The 19,640-nt window shown below is 45.0% G+C and carries 22 protein-coding genes; 21 read left to right on the forward strand and 1 reads right to left on the reverse strand.

Annotated features, from left to right (window positions below):
• Positions 1-692: 692 nt before the first annotated feature.
• The 3 genes from rho (at position 693) to AAEO50_RS00015 (ending at position 3,494) form a co-directional block, all read left to right on the forward strand.
• Positions 693-1,955 carry a transcription termination factor Rho gene (rho, locus tag AAEO50_RS00005; RefSeq protein ID WP_341979082.1) on the forward strand — a complete coding sequence of 421 codons (1,263 nt, stop codon included), beginning with the start codon at positions 693-695 and terminating at the stop codon, positions 1,953-1,955.
• A 211-nt stretch (positions 1,956-2,166) separates the two neighbouring features.
• Complete coding sequence (gene rpmE / locus AAEO50_RS00010; protein WP_219165479.1) at positions 2,167-2,379, forward strand: 50S ribosomal protein L31; 213 nt, start codon at positions 2,167-2,169, stop codon at positions 2,377-2,379.
• Positions 2,380-2,882: 503 nt separating this feature from the next.
• Positions 2,883-3,494, forward strand: a complete 612-nt coding sequence (locus AAEO50_RS00015; protein WP_341979086.1) for a thymidine kinase — start codon at positions 2,883-2,885, stop codon at positions 3,492-3,494.
• A gap of 26 nt (positions 3,495-3,520) precedes the next feature.
• Here the strand turns inward: AAEO50_RS00015 and AAEO50_RS00020 are convergent, their stop codons facing one another.
• A complete protein-coding gene (locus tag AAEO50_RS00020) occupies positions 3,521-3,781 on the reverse strand; it encodes a hypothetical protein (protein WP_341979088.1) in 261 nt (86 codons plus the stop codon).
• A gap of 60 nt (positions 3,782-3,841) precedes the next feature.
• Between AAEO50_RS00020 and AAEO50_RS00025 the strand changes: the two genes are divergently transcribed.
• The 18 genes from AAEO50_RS00025 to atpE all read left to right on the forward strand — a co-directional run bounded on the left by AAEO50_RS00025 (position 3,842) and on the right by atpE (position 19,556).
• Positions 3,842-4,303 (forward strand): hypothetical protein, encoded by a 462-nt coding sequence (locus AAEO50_RS00025; protein WP_341979090.1) that lies wholly within the window; start codon positions 3,842-3,844, stop codon positions 4,301-4,303.
• A 350-nt stretch (positions 4,304-4,653) separates the two neighbouring features.
• Positions 4,654-5,727 (forward strand): peptide chain release factor 1, encoded by a 1,074-nt coding sequence (gene prfA, locus AAEO50_RS00030; protein ID WP_341979092.1) that lies wholly within the window; start codon positions 4,654-4,656, stop codon positions 5,725-5,727.
• Between the two features lies 1 nt (position 5,728).
• Entirely contained in the window at positions 5,729-6,595 is an 867-nt protein-coding gene (prmC, locus tag AAEO50_RS00035; protein ID WP_341979094.1) for a peptide chain release factor N(5)-glutamine methyltransferase, read from the forward strand.
• Between the two features lie 221 nt (positions 6,596-6,816).
• Positions 6,817-7,287, forward strand: coding sequence for a hypothetical protein (locus tag AAEO50_RS00040; RefSeq protein WP_341979095.1), 471 nt, complete (start codon positions 6,817-6,819; stop codon positions 7,285-7,287).
• A gap of 434 nt (positions 7,288-7,721) precedes the next feature.
• On the forward strand, positions 7,722-8,594 hold the full coding sequence (gene spoIIR / locus AAEO50_RS00045; protein WP_341979097.1) for a stage II sporulation protein R: 873 nt from the start codon (positions 7,722-7,724) through the stop codon (positions 8,592-8,594).
• A 361-nt stretch (positions 8,595-8,955) separates the two neighbouring features.
• Positions 8,956-9,396, forward strand: a complete 441-nt coding sequence (locus AAEO50_RS00050; RefSeq protein WP_341979099.1) for a hypothetical protein — start codon at positions 8,956-8,958, stop codon at positions 9,394-9,396.
• 356 nt (positions 9,397-9,752) lie between these two features.
• Positions 9,753-10,793: an L-threonylcarbamoyladenylate synthase gene (locus tag AAEO50_RS00055; RefSeq protein WP_341979101.1), complete on the forward strand. Its 1,041-nt coding sequence runs from the start codon at positions 9,753-9,755 to the stop codon at positions 10,791-10,793.
• Between the two features lie 187 nt (positions 10,794-10,980).
• Entirely contained in the window at positions 10,981-11,535 is a 555-nt protein-coding gene (locus AAEO50_RS00060; protein WP_341979104.1) for a manganese efflux pump MntP family protein, read from the forward strand.
• A gap of 328 nt (positions 11,536-11,863) precedes the next feature.
• Positions 11,864-12,307 (forward strand): low molecular weight protein arginine phosphatase, encoded by a 444-nt coding sequence (locus AAEO50_RS00065; RefSeq protein WP_341979106.1) that lies wholly within the window; start codon positions 11,864-11,866, stop codon positions 12,305-12,307.
• A gap of 21 nt (positions 12,308-12,328) precedes the next feature.
• Positions 12,329-13,618: a methyl-accepting chemotaxis protein gene (locus tag AAEO50_RS00070; RefSeq protein ID WP_341979108.1), complete on the forward strand. Its 1,290-nt coding sequence runs from the start codon at positions 12,329-12,331 to the stop codon at positions 13,616-13,618.
• Between the two features lie 230 nt (positions 13,619-13,848).
• Entirely contained in the window at positions 13,849-14,289 is a 441-nt protein-coding gene (gene rpiB, locus AAEO50_RS00075; RefSeq protein ID WP_341979110.1) for a ribose 5-phosphate isomerase B, read from the forward strand.
• Positions 14,290-14,304: 15 nt separating this feature from the next.
• On the forward strand, positions 14,305-14,847 hold the full coding sequence (locus tag AAEO50_RS00080; protein WP_341979112.1) for a TIGR01440 family protein: 543 nt from the start codon (positions 14,305-14,307) through the stop codon (positions 14,845-14,847).
• A gap of 327 nt (positions 14,848-15,174) precedes the next feature.
• Positions 15,175-16,416 carry a serine hydroxymethyltransferase gene (gene glyA, locus AAEO50_RS00085; protein WP_341979114.1) on the forward strand — a complete coding sequence of 414 codons (1,242 nt, stop codon included), beginning with the start codon at positions 15,175-15,177 and terminating at the stop codon, positions 16,414-16,416.
• Positions 16,417-16,914: 498 nt separating this feature from the next.
• Entirely contained in the window at positions 16,915-17,544 is a 630-nt protein-coding gene (upp, locus tag AAEO50_RS00090) for a uracil phosphoribosyltransferase (RefSeq protein WP_334216932.1), read from the forward strand.
• A 393-nt stretch (positions 17,545-17,937) separates the two neighbouring features.
• The gene (locus AAEO50_RS00095; protein WP_341979118.1) at positions 17,938-18,159 is read left to right on the forward strand and encodes an AtpZ/AtpI family protein; all 222 of its coding nucleotides are present in this window, start codon (positions 17,938-17,940) and stop codon (positions 18,157-18,159) included.
• Between the two features lie 5 nt (positions 18,160-18,164).
• A complete protein-coding gene (locus AAEO50_RS00100) occupies positions 18,165-18,539 on the forward strand; it encodes an ATP synthase subunit I (protein ID WP_341979120.1) in 375 nt (124 codons plus the stop codon).
• A 22-nt stretch (positions 18,540-18,561) separates the two neighbouring features.
• Complete coding sequence (atpB, locus tag AAEO50_RS00105; RefSeq protein ID WP_341979122.1) at positions 18,562-19,275, forward strand: F0F1 ATP synthase subunit A; 714 nt, start codon at positions 18,562-18,564, stop codon at positions 19,273-19,275.
• A gap of 68 nt (positions 19,276-19,343) precedes the next feature.
• Complete coding sequence (gene atpE / locus AAEO50_RS00110; RefSeq protein ID WP_191162676.1) at positions 19,344-19,556, forward strand: F0F1 ATP synthase subunit C; 213 nt, start codon at positions 19,344-19,346, stop codon at positions 19,554-19,556.
• Positions 19,557-19,640: the final 84 nt, after the last annotated feature.

A 19,640-nucleotide genomic window follows, 5' to 3' on the forward strand; every position in this document is an offset into this window, starting at 1 on the left:
CGGGAAAAGTAGCTAATGTGAGACCCCGCAGGAGCGAACGCGACGAGGAGGCTCACGGGCTACCCGCGGAAAGCGAAGTCTTGCACGGAAATCAAAAGCGGTGTAACAAAGCCTAGTCTCATAACAAAGAATATAAATAATAAAAAAAGAGAAATCTTCATAAAGATAGCGAAGGGGAAGGGCAAGCCTTTCTCCTTCAACATCTTATCACCCACATCTACCCTTCACAGGTGATAAATACCTTCCTGTTTTTCTCACATAAAAAAATTACAAAAAAACGAAAAAGTAATGAATAGTTATCAACAGTTGAAAAGGGTACCTTGCGCTTTTTCGATAAGTATGGTTAAAATAGATAAGGTTTTTACGAATTGTAAGAAAACATTACTTGAATTTGAGTAATGTCCAGCTCCAGCGCCTAGCCCCTCGAGACGTTTCGCTCCGCCCGCTGAAGTCAAAAAACGACTTCACCAATCGAAGCTCCAACGCTTGTCGGGGCTGATCAAGGCGCTTGCGCATTTCTTATCAGCTTTCTCTTTTTAATGCTTCAACTAACATTTCTTCATTTTATTTACAGGGTAATTTTACATAGATTGTTTTGTCCCTTGGGAGGGTATACAAGACAACGTGCAAATCGCCTGAATTCAATTCACTTATTCAAAGCAGCAACCAAATTAATAAAGCGTGGTGTCATAATGGAAGAGTTAACAATTTCCAGCTTAGAAAATATGAAGCTGAAAGAGCTATATGAGCTGGCTAAACGATACAAAGTTTCTTATTATAGTAAATTAACAAAAAAAGAACTGATTTTTGCCATTTTGAAAGTGAGAGCTGAGCAGGAAGGCTTCTTTTTCATGGAAGGTGTCCTTGAAATCATCCAATCAGAAGGCTTCGGTTTCTTAAGACCGATCAACTATTCTCCAAGCTCGGAGGATATCTATATTTCTGCGTCACAGATCCGCCGCTTCGATCTTCGTAACGGGGATAAAGTGTCCGGTAAGGTGCGTCCTCCGAAAGAAAACGAACGTTACTTCGGACTTCTGCATGTGGAAATGGTCAACGGTGAAGAGCCGGAATCAGCGAAGGAACGCGTTCACTTCCCTGCTTTGACTCCTTTATATCCTGACCGTCAAATCACATTGGAAACAACACCGAACAGAATTTCAACACGTATCATGGACCTGATGGCACCAGTCGGTTTCGGTCAGCGCGGTCTGATCGTGGCACCGCCTAAGGCCGGCAAAACGATGCTTCTGAAAGAAATCGCGAATTCGATCACAACAAATAACCCCGAAGCGGAATTGATTATCCTTCTGATCGACGAACGTCCTGAAGAAGTGACCGACATCGAACGTTCAGTGGATGCGGAAGTCGTTTCCTCTACCTTTGACGAGGTTCCTGAAAACCACATTAAAGTGGCCGAGCTTGTTCTTGAACGTGCGATGCGTCTGGTTGAGCATAAGCGCGACGTTGTCATCCTGATGGATAGCATCACGCGTCTGGCTCGTGCATATAACCTCGTGATCCCGCCAAGCGGACGGACATTGTCAGGTGGTATCGATCCGGCTGCATTCCACCGACCGAAGCGTTTCTTCGGTGCTGCGCGTAACATTGAAGAAGGCGGAAGCTTGACGGTCCTTGCGACGGCATTGGTGGACACAGGTTCCCGTATGGATGATGTCATTTATGAAGAATTCAAAGGAACAGGGAATATGGAACTCCATCTTGATCGTTCTCTTGCTGAAAGACGTATCTTCCCGGCGATCGACATCCGCCGTTCCGGTACGCGTAAGGAAGAACTTCTTATCGAGCAGGATCACCTTGATAAGTTGTGGGCAATCCGTAAAGCCATGTCCGATCAGCATGACTTCGCTGAAAAACTTATGCGCAAGCTGAAACAGTCAAAAACGAATCATGAGTTTTTCGAAGTGTTGACAGAGGAAGCGAAGAAGCGTTAATCTATTCTTCGTAACGAATTTTTGAGGTGCCGTTTTCCAATTTATTAGGTTGCAAAACCGGCATGTCCTTGTTATAATGATATCAATGTGTTTTTAAAATTGGATGCGGTAAGGGGCTGGCTATTACTACCATGCTTATGCTCATATCGCATATATCTTCGTAATAAATTACTCTGTTTCAGATGATTCAGGGCGGAAGGAGATGAAAGTAATGAAATCAGCAATTCATCCTAAGTACAACACGATCAAAGTTAGTTGTGCATGCGGTAACGAATTCGAAACTGGTTCTGTAGCAGAAGAAATGCGCGTTGAGGTATGTTCTGAATGCCATCCATTCTACACAGGCCGTCAGAAATTCGCTGATGCAGGTGGACGTGTTGACCGTTTCAACAAAAAATACGGTCTTAAAAATCAACAACAATAATGAAGAATCAGAAGATCAAAGAGTCTTCCGTCCTTTCGGTTTGTGTGCCTAGCATATGAACAGGAAGAGTCGGACTCTTTGAACCTTCTCTTCACTGCATAAAAACAGGCAAGGAAATTCTGCTTGCCTGTTTTTTATTGTAATATAAGATAGTGTTTCTTATATTTGAGAAATGGCTAGCTTCAGCGCCTAGCCCCTCGAGACGTTTCGGTCCGCCCACTGAAGTCAAAAAACGACTTCACTGGTCGGCCCTCCAACGCTTGTCGGGGCTGAACAAGGCGCTTGCGCTTTTCTCAGTAAAGACAAAAATTGAGGCGGTTTTTTTGATAAGAACTGTGCCTCTTTTTTTCTGTCAAATTCGCGATTTTGGAGCATTTTTTCCGTACATAAAGGAATGCTTACTATAATAGATAATCAGCGGCAGGTGTCCTTTTTGAAAGCAAATAAGGATGCGTTGAAGGCCGCTTTTTCATAATAAGGGGTTAGAAAGGAGAGGCGCTTTCGTGTATGTCATGAAACAAACCGGTTGGGTAGAAGTCATTTGCGGCAGCATGTTTTCTGGTAAATCAGAAGAGCTTATTCGCCGGGTTAGACGAACTCAATTTGCAAAGCAGGAAATTGCTGTGTATAAGCCAAAATTAGATAATCGCTATAGCGATGAATCCGTCGTATCTCATAATGGTACCTCGGTCATTGCAAAGGCAGTCGAGGGATCGGCTGTCATCCTTGAGGACTTGAATCCCCAGGTGGATGTAGTCGCTATTGACGAGGTTCAATTTTTCGACGAAGGCATTGTGGAAGTCGTGCAGAAGCTTGCGAACAGCGGGTACCGCGTGATCCTTGCCGGACTCGATCAGGATTTCCGCGGCGAACCATTCGGACCGATGCCGAAACTCATGTCCATTGCAGAACAAGTGACCAAGCTTCAAGCGGTATGTGCCGTCTGCGGCTCTCCAGCAAGCCGGACACAGCGCCTCATCAATGGGGAACCGGCCGGCTACGACGACCCGGTCATCCTCGTCGGTGCATCGGAAGCCTACGAACCAAGATGCCGCCATCATCATGAAGTTCCAAAGGGGCTTAGTGTGTCGCCTGATATGGTGAAGGGAATGTAATAGTTGATTTGATGATTGAAAAGCCGCTATCCTGATGGGATGGCGGCTTTTTTGCGAGAGAATTTTTCGGAAATGAGAAGGTTCGAATGGTAATTTATGTTATTCGGCAAAAATAAATGCGTTTTTGCAAAAATATGTGTTAAATCGGCAAGAATATTACTCAAACCGGAAAGTAAAAGTAGGATTTCGGCAAGATTAACGTGAAATTCGGCAAGAATACTCTTTCTGGTTTTCAAATCGTAATCAGATCCTATCTCTGAAGCATTCAAATCAGGATGAAAAGCCAAAATTCACCTCGTATAACGATTCTCCTGGAGGAAAACGTAATATCAGGAGGTGTTTTTGGCATGATGAAAAGGATAATGCTTGCTCTGTTCTTTACGGTGATTTTCATAATTGCCACGGCTTGCGGCAGTGTGAACAAAGAGTCGGAGTACGGAAGACATAATGATGGCGGAGGTACGCAATTTATTGATACCCGCAAGCCTCATATGGACAATGACCCGAAAAATGTGAATGACGGGGAAAGTATGAATCAGAACCCCAACGTCCCGAACCTTACAAACAATATGGAAAACACATCTACAACGATCGGCGTCAATGAAGACAAAGCGCGGGAAGTTGTGAATGAGTACTCCCGTTTTAAAGCGGATGAAGTCTGGATCAACGGTGAACAAATGTGGGTCACTGCACATACAAAAGAAGAAATGACAGCAGAAGAAACAGGCAAAGAGGAAGCAAAATTAAAGAAAAAGCTACAGAAAGCCCTGCCTCGTTTTAATGTGAATGTGAAAATTACGGAGAGATAATAGAAATAAAGCAGGCGAGTAGAAAGATGGTTTCTGCTTGCCTTTTTATTTGTTGATTAAATTTAAAGTAACGATTGAAGATATGAAATGGTTCCAGCAGTTGATTGGAGTGGAAGACGAAGACTCCTGCGGGAAAATTAGCTAATGTGAGACCCCGCAGGAACGCAGTGACGAGGAGTCTCACGGGCTACCCGCGGAAAGCGAAGTCTTCCACGGAAATCAACTGCGGTGTTTAAAGAGTATTTTTAATTTTACATAATGCAGGACAGCCCCAATCCGAACTTTCTTGTTTTTACCCACGCCATATAATATAATTAGACTGTTATGGATTAAAATTGAGGTGAATAGCTGTGTTCGATCGTTTACAAGCAGTGGAAGATCGCTATGACAAGTTAAATGAACTGTTGAGTGATCCGGAAATTGTGAATGACCCAAAGAAGCTAAGAGAATATTCTAAAGAGCAATCAGATATTCAAGCGACGGTAGAGGCCTACCGCGAATATAAAGACATCAGCCAGCAGTATAAAGAGGCGAAAGCGATGCTGGATGAGAAGCTTGATGCTGATATGCGAGAGATGGTAAAAGAAGAAGTATCCGAGCTTGAAGAGCAGATTGATGCACTGGAAGAGCGTTTGAAAATATTATTGATTCCGAAAGACCCGAATGATGACAAGAACGTAATCATGGAGGTTCGCGGAGCAGCCGGTGGAGACGAGGCCGCTCTATTCGCGGGTGACTTATACCGCATGTACAGCCGCTTTGCGGAGGCCCAGGGCTGGAAAATCGAAGTGATGGAAGCGAATTCGACAGGTGTTGGCGGTTATAAAGAGATTATCTTCATGATCACCGGTAACGGCGCGTATTCAAAAATGAAATACGAAAACGGGGCACACCGCGTACAGCGTGTTCCTGAAACCGAGTCCGGCGGCCGTATCCATACGTCGACCGCAACAGTGGCATGTCTACCGGAAGCGGAAGAAGTCGAAGTCGATATCCATGATAAAGATATCCGCGTGGATACTTTCGCGTCAAGCGGACCAGGGGGACAGTCTGTCAATACGACGATGTCTGCTGTCCGTCTGACTCACATGCCAACAGGGGTAGTGGTTTCGTGTCAGGATGAAAAATCGCAGATCAAGAACAAAGAGAAGGCAATGAAAGTATTGCGTGCCCGCGTATATGATAAATTCCAACGTGAAGTACAGGCTGAATACGATGCAAACCGTAAGTCTGCCGTTGGGACCGGTGACCGCTCTGAACGTATCCGGACGTACAACTTCCCGCAAAATCGTGTAACCGACCACCGTATCGGTCTGACGATCCAAAAGCTTGACCAGATTCTTGAAGGGAAGATGGATGACGTCATCGATGCACTGATCATCGAAGACCAATCCAAGCTTCTTGAAAGAATGGAAGAAGTGTAAAATGAACGTGACCGTTTTTGAAGCCCTGAAGTGGGCTTCTTCTTTTTTAAGTGAACATAATCGTGATGAAAATGCCGGAGAAATTTATTTGCGTCACCTGCTCGGCTTATCCCGTTCATCACTGCTTGCCGAACAGCGGAGTCCGGTCCCCCCGGAAAAATGGGAAGAATTCCAGGAGGGGATACGGAATCATGCAGAAGGTGTGCCGATTCAGCATATCATTGGATTTGAAGAGTTTTACGGCCGGTCATTCAAGGTGAATGAGCATGTGCTGATTCCAAGGCCAGAAACGGAAGAGTTGATCTATTATGGTCTTGAAAAAATGAAACGGCTGTTCAGTCGCGGTAGTTCGCTGTGTGCCGCCGATATCGGCACCGGAAGCGGGGCGATTGGGGCAACGCTGAAGCTTGAAAGTACGGATTGGCCGCTTGATGTGATGGCCGTGGATATTTCAGAGGAAGCACTGGCTGTGGCAAAGGAAAACAGTCAGCGGCTGGGGGCGGAAATCACTTTTTACCAGGGAGATCTTCTGAAGCCGTTGGTGAATAAGGGGTTGAAGCTCGACATCATGTTGTCGAATCCGCCATACATTCCTTTAGGTGACCGTGAAACGATGTCGGAAGTTGTCGTCGACCATGAACCGCAGCTCGCTTTATTTGGGGGCGAAGACGGTTATGATCTGTACCGGCGTTTCATGGATGAGCTGCCGGCCGTCATGAACGACACATTTCTGATCGGATTTGAAGTCGGTGCCGGCCAGGGTGAGACCGTTGCAGACTTACTGCGCGGGACGTTTCCTGAGGGAGAGACGGAAATTGTGTTTGATATTAATGGCAAGGACCGGATGGTGTTTTGCTGGAGGAAATAGAATGAAGAAGCACTCTGAATCACAACCTGACAGCGGGATTTGTCATCGTGTGAATCAGGGTGCTTTTTTATTTGATATTTGACGTGAATTCTTAGTCTATTAGATAAAGCACAAGGATTTATAACATTATATGGTAAAATAAACCTAACAACCGGAGCGGGATAGCGAATTGAGATATTAGGGAGAGATGCAGAAATCCCGATAAAATGGGGGACAAATCTATGAAAAAAATGAGTCTCATACTGGGTGTGGTCATTCTAATCATCATTTTGGCGAATATATCGGATATAGTGGCTCATGCTAAACTGTATTCATTCCACAACAATAAAAAAGAGACAACCGAAACAAAAGTCATTACATTTGACGAAATATTTGAGACTTTGTATCAACAAAGGAATTTGGCAGTAGAATTAGAGGGTTCGACAAGCTATTCATTAATAGGCGATGAAGTAAGAAAAGGCGCTGATGATGCTTCTGATTACGAAATATTTCTAAAGAAGCACCCTCAAATTAATTCAATCAAAATTGAACTGCCAATCATCACATACAAAGACGATGATAGAACCATTGAATTTATATCAGGAAAAGGTGAAGTAGTAGAAATATTAAAGAACGGTCAATGGAAAGAATTTAATCGTTCATGGGATGATTTATGGAATGAATTAATTGAAAAGCAAAACCATGGGCGTTGATTAATATTAAGAATTGCCAGATATGGTTTTGCTGAAGGGCTTTAATGCTATAAAAACAACACATTATGGTTTAGTTGTCCGATTAAGTTTTTCATAGAATACTAGATAAGAAGTACGGTGCATTGACTTTGAATTTTTTTGAGAAAGAAAGTGTCTTTACATTCTAGGACCTATCCAGCGTTGATTGGAGTGCAAGAGGAAGACTCCTGCGGGAAAAGCGAGTTAGGTAAGACCCCGCAGAAGCAGAGCGACGAGGAGGCTTACCAACCGCCAGCGGAAAGCGAAGTCTTGCACGGAAATCAAAAGCGGCATTATCAGCACTATATGGGTTTTTCTAAAAGTTACTTCAAACTTCCCAAAAAAATATCAATTTACTAGTTTAAGATTTCCCCGCCTTGTCCAGACTATTTTACTGAGGGGAAGGTGGAGAGAAAATGAAAACAAAACACGCGGTATTATCTTATATTCTAATTCTTACTTTAGGCACAATCTTAAGTTTATATATTCCGAAACAGGAAATCACAGCACAGGAGCCGATGGTCATTCCTCAGGAAGCGATTCGCCTCCGCATCCTGGCAAATAGTGATTTAGAGAAAGACCAAAACGTGAAGCGGTTAGTGCGTGACGAGGTAAATAAAGAGATTACAGAATGGGTCGGCAGTCTCACATCACAGGAAGAAGCCAAGAACATCATCAAAGCGGGACTGCCGGAGCTTCAGAAAATTGCAGAAGAAGTGGTGGCGGCTGAGGGGCTAAATCAAACCGTAGAAATCGATTTCGGCAAAGTTCAGTTCCCGACAAAACTGTACGGACAATATCTCTATCCGGCAGGTGAGTACGAAGCGGTCCTGATCACACTCGGAAAAGGTGAAGGGGCAAACTGGTGGTGCGTCCTCTATCCGCCGCTATGCTTCCTGGACTTCTCAACAGGAAACGCAGTAAGAAGCCCCGGCTTTGAAACCACGGTCGAAGCAAGCGGAGAAGTAGTGACAGAAGTGGATCCGGAAGACGAACTGGCAACAGAGATCTCTTCCGAAGAAATGTTGACCGAAGTTGAGGAAGACACAGTGGAAATTGCACAGGATGCATCAGAAGAAACAGAAGTTGTGGAAGAAGCCCTTGAAACAGAAAAATCAAAAGCTTCCCTAGCTAAAGAGAACAAACTAATCGAAGACTTTCATTCAAATGAAGAAGTGACAGAGAAACAACAGCCGGTAAACGAACAGGTCTTCATAGAAGAAGGCGACCAAGAAGAAGTAGAGGTCAGATTCTTCGTAGTCGACTTAGTAAAAGGGTTATTTAATTAAAACGTGAGGTTTCATCTTTAAGGTGGATCCTTATTTTTTTGTTCTAAAATAGCTTGTCGTTGCTTCTAACCCGTTCCAGCGGTTGATTGGAGTGGAAGACTAAGACTCCTGCGGGAAAAGTAGCTAATGTGAGACCCCACAGGGAGGCACGACCGAGGAGGCTCACGGGCTACCCGCGGAAAGCGAAGTCTTCCACGGAAATCAAAAGCGGTGTTCAAAAGAGTTGCTTCTTTTAACATACGGAACAATTAGGGCAGACACCTTCTACTAAAAAAAACAAATCTACTAAAAACTAGTTCTAATCCTTCCTCCCTCTCATAAATTAAGAGTAAAGATGCTAGAAAAAAGGGAGGAAGAAAAAATGACGAAAATCATCAGGCAGGCAACACATGAGGATATCTATAAAGTGATTGGATTTCTTGTTAAAGCGGGATTGAGCACGGAAGGAGTAAAAAGCACGATCGACTGCTTTCTGGTTGTGGAGGATGAGGAAAAGAATCTGATCGGGACACTGGGAATCGAGATGAGAGGCAGAACCGGTCTGCTTCGTTCGCTGGTCGTCACTCCTGCATTTGACAGCGAAGAAATCTTTAGCCTCTTCCAGGAGATTTTCAAACTGGCAAAAGAAAAAGATTTAGCACAACTGTACTTGATTACAAATCGCAGAGCTTCACTGAATTTCTTTGAAGTATTAGGTTTTCAACAGGAACCGAAGTCGTTTGTGTATGAACTGAAAGATTTCGTTCATGCCAAACAGTTATCCACAGTGGATAACCTGCTGACGATGAGCCTTCAATTGTAGGTGTATCGCAGAAATTTCGACAAACCTGCGAGTATATGAATAAGGGATGTTCATTCCATGAGCCGGATCATTTTTCTACAAAAAGATCCGGATTTCTTGTGTGTGGATTCGACAAAAAACGTTCTGAACCCGCGTACTGGTATAAATGTCTCTTTTTTCAGAATTATTCACACTCGTCCACAGGGTTATCCACAGTAGTGAACAGCTTATGCACGTTTTGTGGACAATACTTGAGAATTCACTAGGTTTCTTTTATACTTTCAAAAGGGTATGATTGTGGAACACTTGATAATTCAATGTTTATCCACATGAATGTGAATAGATGTATGCTTGATGAAAAAAGGTGGACGAATGACATGATAAAACGTTGGATTGTGGAAAATGATGTGGATAATAAAGAAAGTTATCCACAAATTGTGGATGCAGCTCGGATTTTGCGCGAAAACGAAGTCGTTGCATTTCCGACAGAGACGGTATATGGACTTGGAGCAAATGCAAAAAGTGATGTGGCCGTGGATAAAATTTTCAAAGCAAAAGGCAGACCTTCCGATAATCCACTGATTGTCCACATCTCAAATAAAACTCAATTAAAAGAATTGGTGGAAGAAATCCCGGCAGCGGCGGAAAAATTGATTTCTGCATACTGGCCGGGACCGTTGACCCTTATTTTTCATAAAAAAGATGGAGTGTTTTCTGAAAAGGTGACGGCCGGGCTCGATACGGTCGCAATCCGGATGCCGGACCACCCCGTCGCACTTGCGATTATTGAAGAGTCGGGGCTTCCGATCGCAGCGCCAAGTGCGAATCGTTCAGGAAAGCCGAGTCCGACGACGGCCCAGCACGTGATCGATGACCTTGAGGACCGGATCATCGGGGTCGTAGATGGCGGGGAAACAGGAGTAGGCGTGGAATCCACTGTGGTCGATTGCACTGGATCTGTCCCCGTCATCTTGCGGCCAGGCGGGGTGACGAAAGAGCAGCTCCAGGAAGTGGTCGGAGAAGTCGGCGTCGATCCTTCTTTAAAAGAAGGAAAGGGCGCGCCGAAATCCCCCGGGATGAAATATACGCATTATGCTCCCGACGCTCCCGTTTATCTGGTCGATGGAACGAGGGGTGACGTGCAAAAGCTCGTAGATGAGAAAAAGAGCGAGGGATTAAAAGCCGGTGTGCTGACCACCGATGAATTTGTGGATGACTATCGTGCAGATGTCGTGCTTTCCGTTGGCAGGAGGGACGATTTAAATACGGTCGCCCATGGACTGTACGACACACTGCGGGCATTCAACGACCGTGATGTGGATATCATTTTTGCCGAGATGTTCCCTGAAGAAGGAGTCGGTCTTGCGATCATGAACCGGCTTCATAAAGCGGCGGGGTACCGGGTGATTAAGAGTTGATCAATGTAAGAAGTAAGGGTATTCCTATAGATGGATTGTGAAAACCAGGACCTCTGCTGATTCGTGTTGAAGGCGAATTGCAGGGGTTTCTTCGTTGATGTGCTCGTTGAATCAATTTTTTCTCATTCTATTTCTCTTTGGACGTGCATAAGTTTTTCTTGAAGGCACGTCCATAGGAGGAAAAGAAATGACGACACTTATCGGAGAAATGATTACCTTAATGTTAATGGCATTTGCTCTTGGAATGGATGCCTTTTCGATCGGAATCGGGATGGGAATGTTTCAGCTTCGTTTAAAACAGATTTTTTACATAGGATTGACGGTCGGGCTTTTTCACGTGTGGATGCCTCTGTTGGGGATGATGACGGGAAAATTTCTGTCTGACGCCTTCGGATCGTTTGCCACGTACGCAGGAGGCATCCTCCTGATTGTCCTTGGCATTCAGATGTTCATGTCCAGTTTTAAAGAGGAAGAAACGACACTGATTTCTCCGGTAGGTTTCGGACTCCTGCTTTTTGCGCTGAGTGTAAGCTTAGATAGTTTTTCGGTCGGCTTGACCCTGGGTATATTTGGTGCACGGACAGCTGCGGCGCTCGTTTGCTTCGGAGTGGCGGCCACCCTCCTGACGTGGATCGGCCTGTTGCTCGGAAGAAAATTTCAAGGCGTCCTCGGCACCTACAGCGAAGCCCTCGGAGGCAGCATCCTCTTCGCCTTCGGAATCAAGCTTTTGCTGCCTTTGTAGATTGATAGAATAAGAATTTGAAGAAGTTCAAGGCCCGTCCCAGACTGCTTTAAAGCGCTAAAAGCCCGTCCCTCACTGCTTTAATGTGGTGGGGCTTTTTTGTGTTTTTGCAAGCCATTCCACATTTCTTTTTGTCCAGCTCCGGCGGCTAGAGGATCGAGACATAAGCTAAATGGTCCAAGAAGGCAAAGAGCGCCTTCGTGGCCGATTCGTCTTATGCCACCCGCCTCTGAGCAAAGCCATTCCACATTTCTTTTTGTATTCTTTGTGAATGCCCTATAAGGGAATTGGAAATTATTTTATAATAGGTTGTAAGGAGGATGAGATGATGAAGATCTTGTTTGTTTGTACGGGTAATACGTGCCGCAGTCCGATGGCGGAGGCGGTGTTGAGCCATAGAGGTGCTGAGCGGTTTGAGGTGAAATCGTCGGGCGTTTTTGCGATGGATGGAAGTGATGCTTCATTTCAGACTAAAGAAGTTCTGGAAGAGAACGATATAAAACATGAGCACCAATCCAGCACGCTTCGAAAAAAGGACATTGACTGGGCGGACTATGTGTTTACGATGACCGCTCATCATAAATGGGCGATCATGGATCAGTATCCTGAGGCTTCCGATAAAGTGTTCACTTTAAAGGAATATGTGCTTGAGAATCCTGAAGACATGGACGTTTCCGATCCCTTTGGAGGAAGTGTCGACATCTACAGACATACATATAGGGAGCTGGACACGCTGATTGAGCAATTGATCAACAAGCTAGAAAAAGATTGATATTTTGAGGAGAGAAAAGGGATGGGGAAAGAGAGAGGGTATAAGTCCGGTCTTAGAAAGAAACTGGTATTCTTTATTACGATTTTGGCATTGGTCACGTATTCAACTTCGGCATTTTTTATTTATTTTATCAAGCCGACCTTTGCGCCGGATGTGAATGAGCTATTATTTACGAGTGTGACGCTTGGCATGGGTGTGTTTTGGTCGGGTGTGCTGGCCTTTTTTGCGGCGGGATTCATCGTCAAACCGCTTCAGCGTCTCGAACAGGCTGCGCTTAAGGCGGCTGAAGGAGATATCGCGGTGGAAGTGGAAGTGCCGAAGTCGGATGATGAAATCCGTGCGCTCGGACTCGCGTTCAATCGCATGCTTCATAATCTCCGGGATATGGTGTCGAGCATCGAGGAGAATTTCACAAAAACAAATTCAAATGTAGTGGATTTATCGAAGGCATCTGAAATCGCTTCACAGCAAGCGGATTCAATTTCAAGAACGATCAGCGAAATATCGGCCGGTGCCGAAAGCTCGGCGATGGCGATCCAGACAACCGCTGAATCGGTAGAGGACGTCATTCAAATCGCCCAGGAAGTCCAGAATCACTCAAAGTCTTCCGAACAGCTTTCTAAAAACATGGTCACCGAGCTTCAGGGCAGCAAAGAGGTTATTCATTCGTTAGTGGAAGGGATCACGACGCTCGCGAAAGGAAATGAGGATTCACTTGTCGTTGTCCGCCGCTTGGAAGATAACGCGAAAAAAGTGGAGCAGATCATTCAATTGGTCGGGGATATTGCCAATCAGACGAACCTACTCGCACTGAATGCTTCTATTGAAGCGGCACGGGCGGGTGAACACGGAAAAGGATTTGCCGTCGTAGCCGAGGAAGTCCGTAAACTTGCGGATGAAAGCGGCAAAGCGGTTCAGGGCATTTCTGATTTGATTAAAAATATTCAAACGGAAGTCGGAAACGTGGTCGGGCAGATTACAAACCAGGTAACAACAGCCAACAAAGAAGCTGAAAAAGGCTCAAAAACAAATGAAGTCTTCGAAACGATGACGAACACCATACATGAAGTGGCAGATTCGGTCCAAAAAATTTCCGGTCTTGTCGACAAACAAATGGAGAGCATCCGCCTTACATCCCAGCAATCCCAGGAAGTGGCGGCAATCGCAGAGGAAACCTCCGCAGGTGCGGAAGAAGTATCGGAAGCGACGCGCGAACAGGCTGGTGTTATGGTGGATGTCGAGGAATTGGCGTTGAACCTGAAGAAGCAGGCCGAATCGCTGAAAGGAACCATCACCCGTTTTCATTTATAAACTCATTTTCGAATAGCATGGGCCCAGGGTCCGTGCTATTTTAGATTGAGCAGATGAAAGCCCGTCCCATCGTGCGGTACCGCGTTAAAGGACCGAGGGACGGGCCTTCAAATCGTGGGTGGGCTCATGTGAAAGACGACTTTTTTCCTAAGCTGAAAAACTTTATCTATTTTAATGGGTATGTCAAAATAAAAGAAACAAACACTAGTCAAAAATAGGAGTGACGATGGATGAAAATCGCAATTGCTTCAGATCACGGCGGGGTAAATATTCGTGAAGAAATCAAATCATTACTAGAAGAATTAGGCTTGGAATATGAGGATTTTGGCTGTGAATGCGGAACTTCAGTGGATTATCCGGATTATGCCGTACCAGTGGCTGAGAAGGTAGCGGGCGGTGAGTTTGACCGCGGCATTTTAATCTGCGGTACAGGCATCGGCATGAGCATTTCTGCCAATAAGGTGAAAGGTATTCGCTGTGCGCTTGTCCATGATGTATTCAGTGCGAAAGCGACACGTGAACATAATGACAGCAATATCCTGGCGATGGGTGAACGCGTCATCGGACCAGGGCTCGCCCGCGAAATCGCAAAAACTTGGCTGGGAACGGAATTCGAAGGCGGACGCCACGCAAATCGAGTTGGAAAAATCACGGCATACGAAGACAAATAATAGGAAGTGGATTTCATGGAAATCACTCAATTACAGGAACAGCTTCGCAGTATACTGACGGAGTTCAAGGAAAAAGTTTCATTGAAAAAAGGACAGGTTTTTGTGGTAGGATGTTCGACCTCGGAAGTCGTCGGTGAACGAATCGGGACAGCCGGAACATTTGAAGTGGCTGAGATGATTTACAGTGAGTTAAAAGAGTTTGCTGATTCTGCCGGGGTATCACTTGCCTTTCAATGCTGTGAGCATTTGAACCGGGCGATCGTCCTGGAGCGGGAAACGGCTGAACGAAAGAACCTGGATGAAGTGACGGTAATTCCTGCACGGTCCGCCGGCGGTGCCATGGCGACCCATGCTTACCGCTCGTTTAAGGATCCCGTCATGGTGGAGTTCATAAAAGCGGATGCCGGTATCGATATCGGCGACACATTCATCGGCATGCAGCTGAAGCATGTGGCGGTCCCGGTGAGAGTGTCTCAGAAGAGTCTCGGCGGGGCGCATGTTACGCTTGCAATGACCCGGCCGAAGCTGATTGGCGGCGTGCGGGCCGTGTATGAATAAAGAACAGGATAGGTTTGAGGCAAGGTCCGTTCTTTGATGCTTTAACGCATCGAGGGGCGGGCCTTTGATTGTGTACCAGGTACATTTGGAACGGATTGTACCAGGTACAATTTTTACCGTTTGTACCAGGTACACTCGAAGCCTTGTGTACCAGGTACACAATCCACCCCGCGTCAGCGTTTAGACCCCTGATTCACCCCAAAACACGAACATTCCAATTTACCCACACGTTATTATTTCGCGTTCTCCATAATCATGATAGAATGAAATTGAATGAATCAAGATGGCGCAGCTTAGAATGGGCCGATGAATAAAAGGGGGATATGTATGAGTAAGATTGCCAAGCAAGATCCGGAAATTTATGCAGCGATTCAAGATGAATTAGAGCGTCAACGTACGAAAATCGAGTTAATTGCATCTGAGAATTTTGTCAGTGAAGCCGTTATGGAAGCACAAGGTTCGGTTCTCACCAACAAGTATGCAGAAGGGTACCCAGGTCGTCGCTATTATGGCGGGTGTGAGCATGTCGATGTAGCGGAGAACTTAGCTCGTGATCGTGCGAAAAAGTTGTTCGGAGCAGAGCATGTGAACGTGCAGCCTCACTCAGGAGCGCAAGCCAATATGGCAGTCTACTTCACAATCCTTGAGCAGGGGGACACAGTTCTCGGGATGAACTTATCCCACGGCGGACACTTGACACACGGAAGTCCGGTAAACTTCAGTGGAATTCAATATAACTTCGTCGAGTACGGAGTCGATAAAGAAAGCCACTTAATCAATTACGAAGATGTTCGTCAGAAAGCATTGGAAAACAAGCCGAAGCTGATTGTAGCGGGTGCAAGTGCATATCCTAGACATATCGATTTCGCAAAATTCCGTGAAATCGCCGATGAAGTGGGAGCTTACTTGATGGTGGATATGGCTCACATCGCAGGTCTTGTGGCTGCCGGCCTTCACCAGAATCCGGTTCCTTTCGCGGATTTCGTGACGACAACGACTCACAAAACATTACGCGGTCCACGCGGAGGAATGATCCTTTGTAAGGAAGAGTTCGGCAAGAAGATAGACAAGTCTATTTTCCCTGGACTTCAAGGCGGTCCGTTGATGCACGTCATTTCTGCAAAAGCTGTTTCATTCGGTGAAGCTCTGCAGGATTCTTTTAAAGAATACGCACAGAACATCATCGACAACGCAGCCCGTCTCGGTGAAAGCTTAGGAAAAGAAGGCATCGACCTCGTTTCAGGCGGTTCCGATAACCACCTGCTGTTGATCGACCTTCGTTCACTAGGGTTAACTGGTAAAATTGCTGAAAAAGTACTTGATGATATCGGTATCACGGTCAATAAAAACACAATCCCATTCGATCCGGAAAGCCCGTTCGTCACAAGCGGAGTCCGTATCGGAACAGCGGCTGTCACGTCCCGCGGTTTTGCTAAGGAAGAAATGGACGAAATCGCGTCCATCATGGCCCTTACCCTAAAAAACCACGAAGACGAAACCAAGCTCGAAGAAGCACGCAAACGCGTAACAAACCTAACAAGCAGATTTGCCCTATATCCAGAAAGATAATAAATAGAAGAAACCTCCTCAGAAGACTCGATCTTTTGGGGAGGTTTTTTATAGAGGTAATAGATTGAGAGGAATAGCAAATAACTTTGGTTGTAATTAATAAGATAGGTTGATTGCCTATTTAAATGTAACGGGTAAAGTTGGTTACAAAACTAAATAGAATGCAATACTAGAATTTTTGAGCTGAATCCAGCGTTGATTGGAGTGGAAGACGAAGACTCCTGCGGGAAAAGTGACTAATGTGAGACCCCGCAGGAGCGCCAGCGACGAGGAGGCTCACGGGTCACCCGCGGAAAGCGAAGTCTTCCACGGAAATCAAAAGCGGCATTAAGAGGTCCACACCCAGCCGCTTTTAAAAAAACTAACCATAAACATAACGATTTCATTACACCTCCCAACTTTTATTGCTCTTAAAACCTCTTTTATGTACAATAGTCAAAGATGTAAAACAGTATCTATCAATTTTTACATAAATCAAAACCAAAAGGAGAGAGTCGAATGGGCAAAGTATATGTATTTGATCATCCATTAATCCAGCATAAATTAACCTTCATCCGTGATAAAAACACAGGTACAAAGGAATTCCGCGAGCTGGTCGATGAAGTATCAACGCTGATGGCATTCGAAATCACGCGTGAACTTCCGCTTGAAGACATCGAAGTCGACACACCGGTAAGCAAAGCGAATGCAAAAACACTTACAGGGAAAAAATTAGGGATCGTTCCTATTCTGCGTGCAGGTCTTGGCATGGTCGACGGCATCCTTAAATTGATTCCGGCAGCAAAGGTAGGACATGTCGGCTTATATCGTGACCCGGAAACTCTAAAACCAATCGAATACTACGTAAAGCTTCCAAGTGATGTGGAAGAGCGTGATTTCATCCTGGTAGATCCGATGCTTGCAACAGGCGGTTCAGCAGTTGAAGCGATCAACTCCCTGAAAAAACGCGGTGCGAAAAACATCACATTCATGTGTTTAGTGGCATGTCCTGAAGGGGTAGAAGCGATTCAGGCAGAGCACCCTGATGTAGACATCTACATTGCGGCACTTGATGAAAAGCTGAATGAAAAAGGCTACATCGTTCCTGGATTAGGGGACGCCGGCGACCGTTTGTTTGGAACAAAATAATTGAAAAAAACCTGGGCCATTTTCATATGACTCAGGTTTTTAATTTGCAGAAGTTCTAAATGAACTGGATATATTTACATTAAATTGAAGGGTTTCTAGTAAAAAGGAACTTCTTTATAATGAGGGATGGGTCCTTGATTTTTTCGGATGAAAAGTGCAATATTCACCAATTTTCTGCAAATTATGATGAAAATGTGAACGTTTCGGGAACGCGTGGCAAGGTTGTGAACTTTTTAACTTGAACGCATTGACATGGAAATGACCCTATTGTATGCTTACAAAGGGTATAAAATGATAAGGTTTTCACAACCCTTGAACACTTGTGAAAACGGTTTTCTTTCATTTAACCCATCACTGTGTTTTTCCACTAAATAATATGTGTGGGGATGCCAAATGCGTCAGGATAAACGACGCCCGTATCAAGCGATGGTCTTATATTCTGCTATTCTTTCTCAGCTGGTCGGATCTATATTAATGGGGATCTTCGGCGGAAGATGGCTTGATGGAATATGGGGTACCACACCACTTTTCTTAATCATTGGACTACTCCTTGGGCTTTCAACAGGAATCTACACCATGCTCCAAACAGTCCAACATTTCAATTCGGGAGATTAATGTAAATGCCAGAACTTCAGCAAGTGTTTAACCGGCATCGTAAGTACATATTTTTCCTCCTTTCCTTTTACGTCCTCGGTTGGGGTTTCACTTCCTATCAGTCTATATTTCTTGGGCTTATTCTGGGGACAAGTATCAGCTTGTTTAGCCATTGGTTAATCATGAGGAGGACCGTACGATTTGGTGATGCAGTCGCAGCTGGACAGAAGGTTCGGTCTTTGGGGACATTTTCACGGATGGCGGGGGCCGCCTTTGCAGTGATCGTTGCAATGGAATATCCTGAACATCTTCATCTCCTGAGCGTCATTATTGGATTAATGACAATTTATATTGTCATTATGATAGATTATTTTACCCAGCAGCTTAAATCTCATAATTAGCGGGGAAGAGAGGTGAATTTCATTGCATCATGAAAATCCTACAGCCGAGTTTTTGGGGTTGACATTCAACCTGGCGAACGTATTGATGATCACGGTGGCAAGTGCCGTTGTTTTCCTGATAGCCGTTCTGTCGACTCGGAGACTGGCCATGAAACCAACCGGAGTGCAGAACTTCATGGAGTGGGTCATGGACTTCGTCAAAAACATTGTGAAGAGTAATATGGATTGGAAGACAGGTGGTCGTTTCCATATCCTTGGACTTACTTTGCTTATGTACATTTTTGTTTCAAACATGCTTGGGCTTCCGTTTTCGGTAGTCATTGACCACGAGCTATGGTGGAAATCACCAACAGCTGATCCTGTTATCACGATGACACTGGCAGTCATGGTTGTCGCGTTAACGCATTACTATGGTATCAAGATGAAAGGCTTCGGTGAATACGGTAAAGATTTCTTCAGACCTATGTCGTTCTTATTCCCGCTGAAGATTATTGAAGAGCTTGCGAACACTTTGACACTTGGTCTTCGTCTTTACGGAAACATCTATGCCGGGGAAATCCTGCTTGCATTACTGGTGGGGAGCTTGGCGCACGCCGGGGCAGCCGGACTATTGGGAGCAATCATCCCGACGATCGTTTGGCAGGCATTCTCAATCTTTGTCGGCGCGATCCAATCATTTATTTTCGTTATGTTAACGATGGTTTATATGGCTCATAAAGTCAGCCACGACCATTAATATATACCCTGTTCAAAATTGAACAAAACTACTAACATTTTTCATACATTTAAAGGAGGAAATTTAGAATGGGTCTTTTAGCAGCAGCAATAGCAATTGGTTTAGCAGCACTTGGTGCAGGTATTGGTAACGGTCTTATTGTATCTCGTACAGTTGAAGGTATCGCTCGTCAACCGGAAGCACGTGGTATGCTTCAAACAACAATGTTCATCGGGGTTGCACTAGTAGAGGCGATTCCTATCATCGCGGTAGTTATCGCATTCATCGTAATGGGTCAATAATAGCAAGTCTTGAGTTCAAAATGGCGAAGTCCTTCCAAAAGAACCTTCGCCATTCCTTTTATGTCCATGTCCAATGGACGACTG

This window comes from Rossellomorea oryzaecorticis, from assembly GCF_038405515.1.
Lineage (GTDB): Bacteria > Bacillota > Bacilli > Bacillales > Bacillaceae_B > Rossellomorea > Rossellomorea oryzaecorticis_A.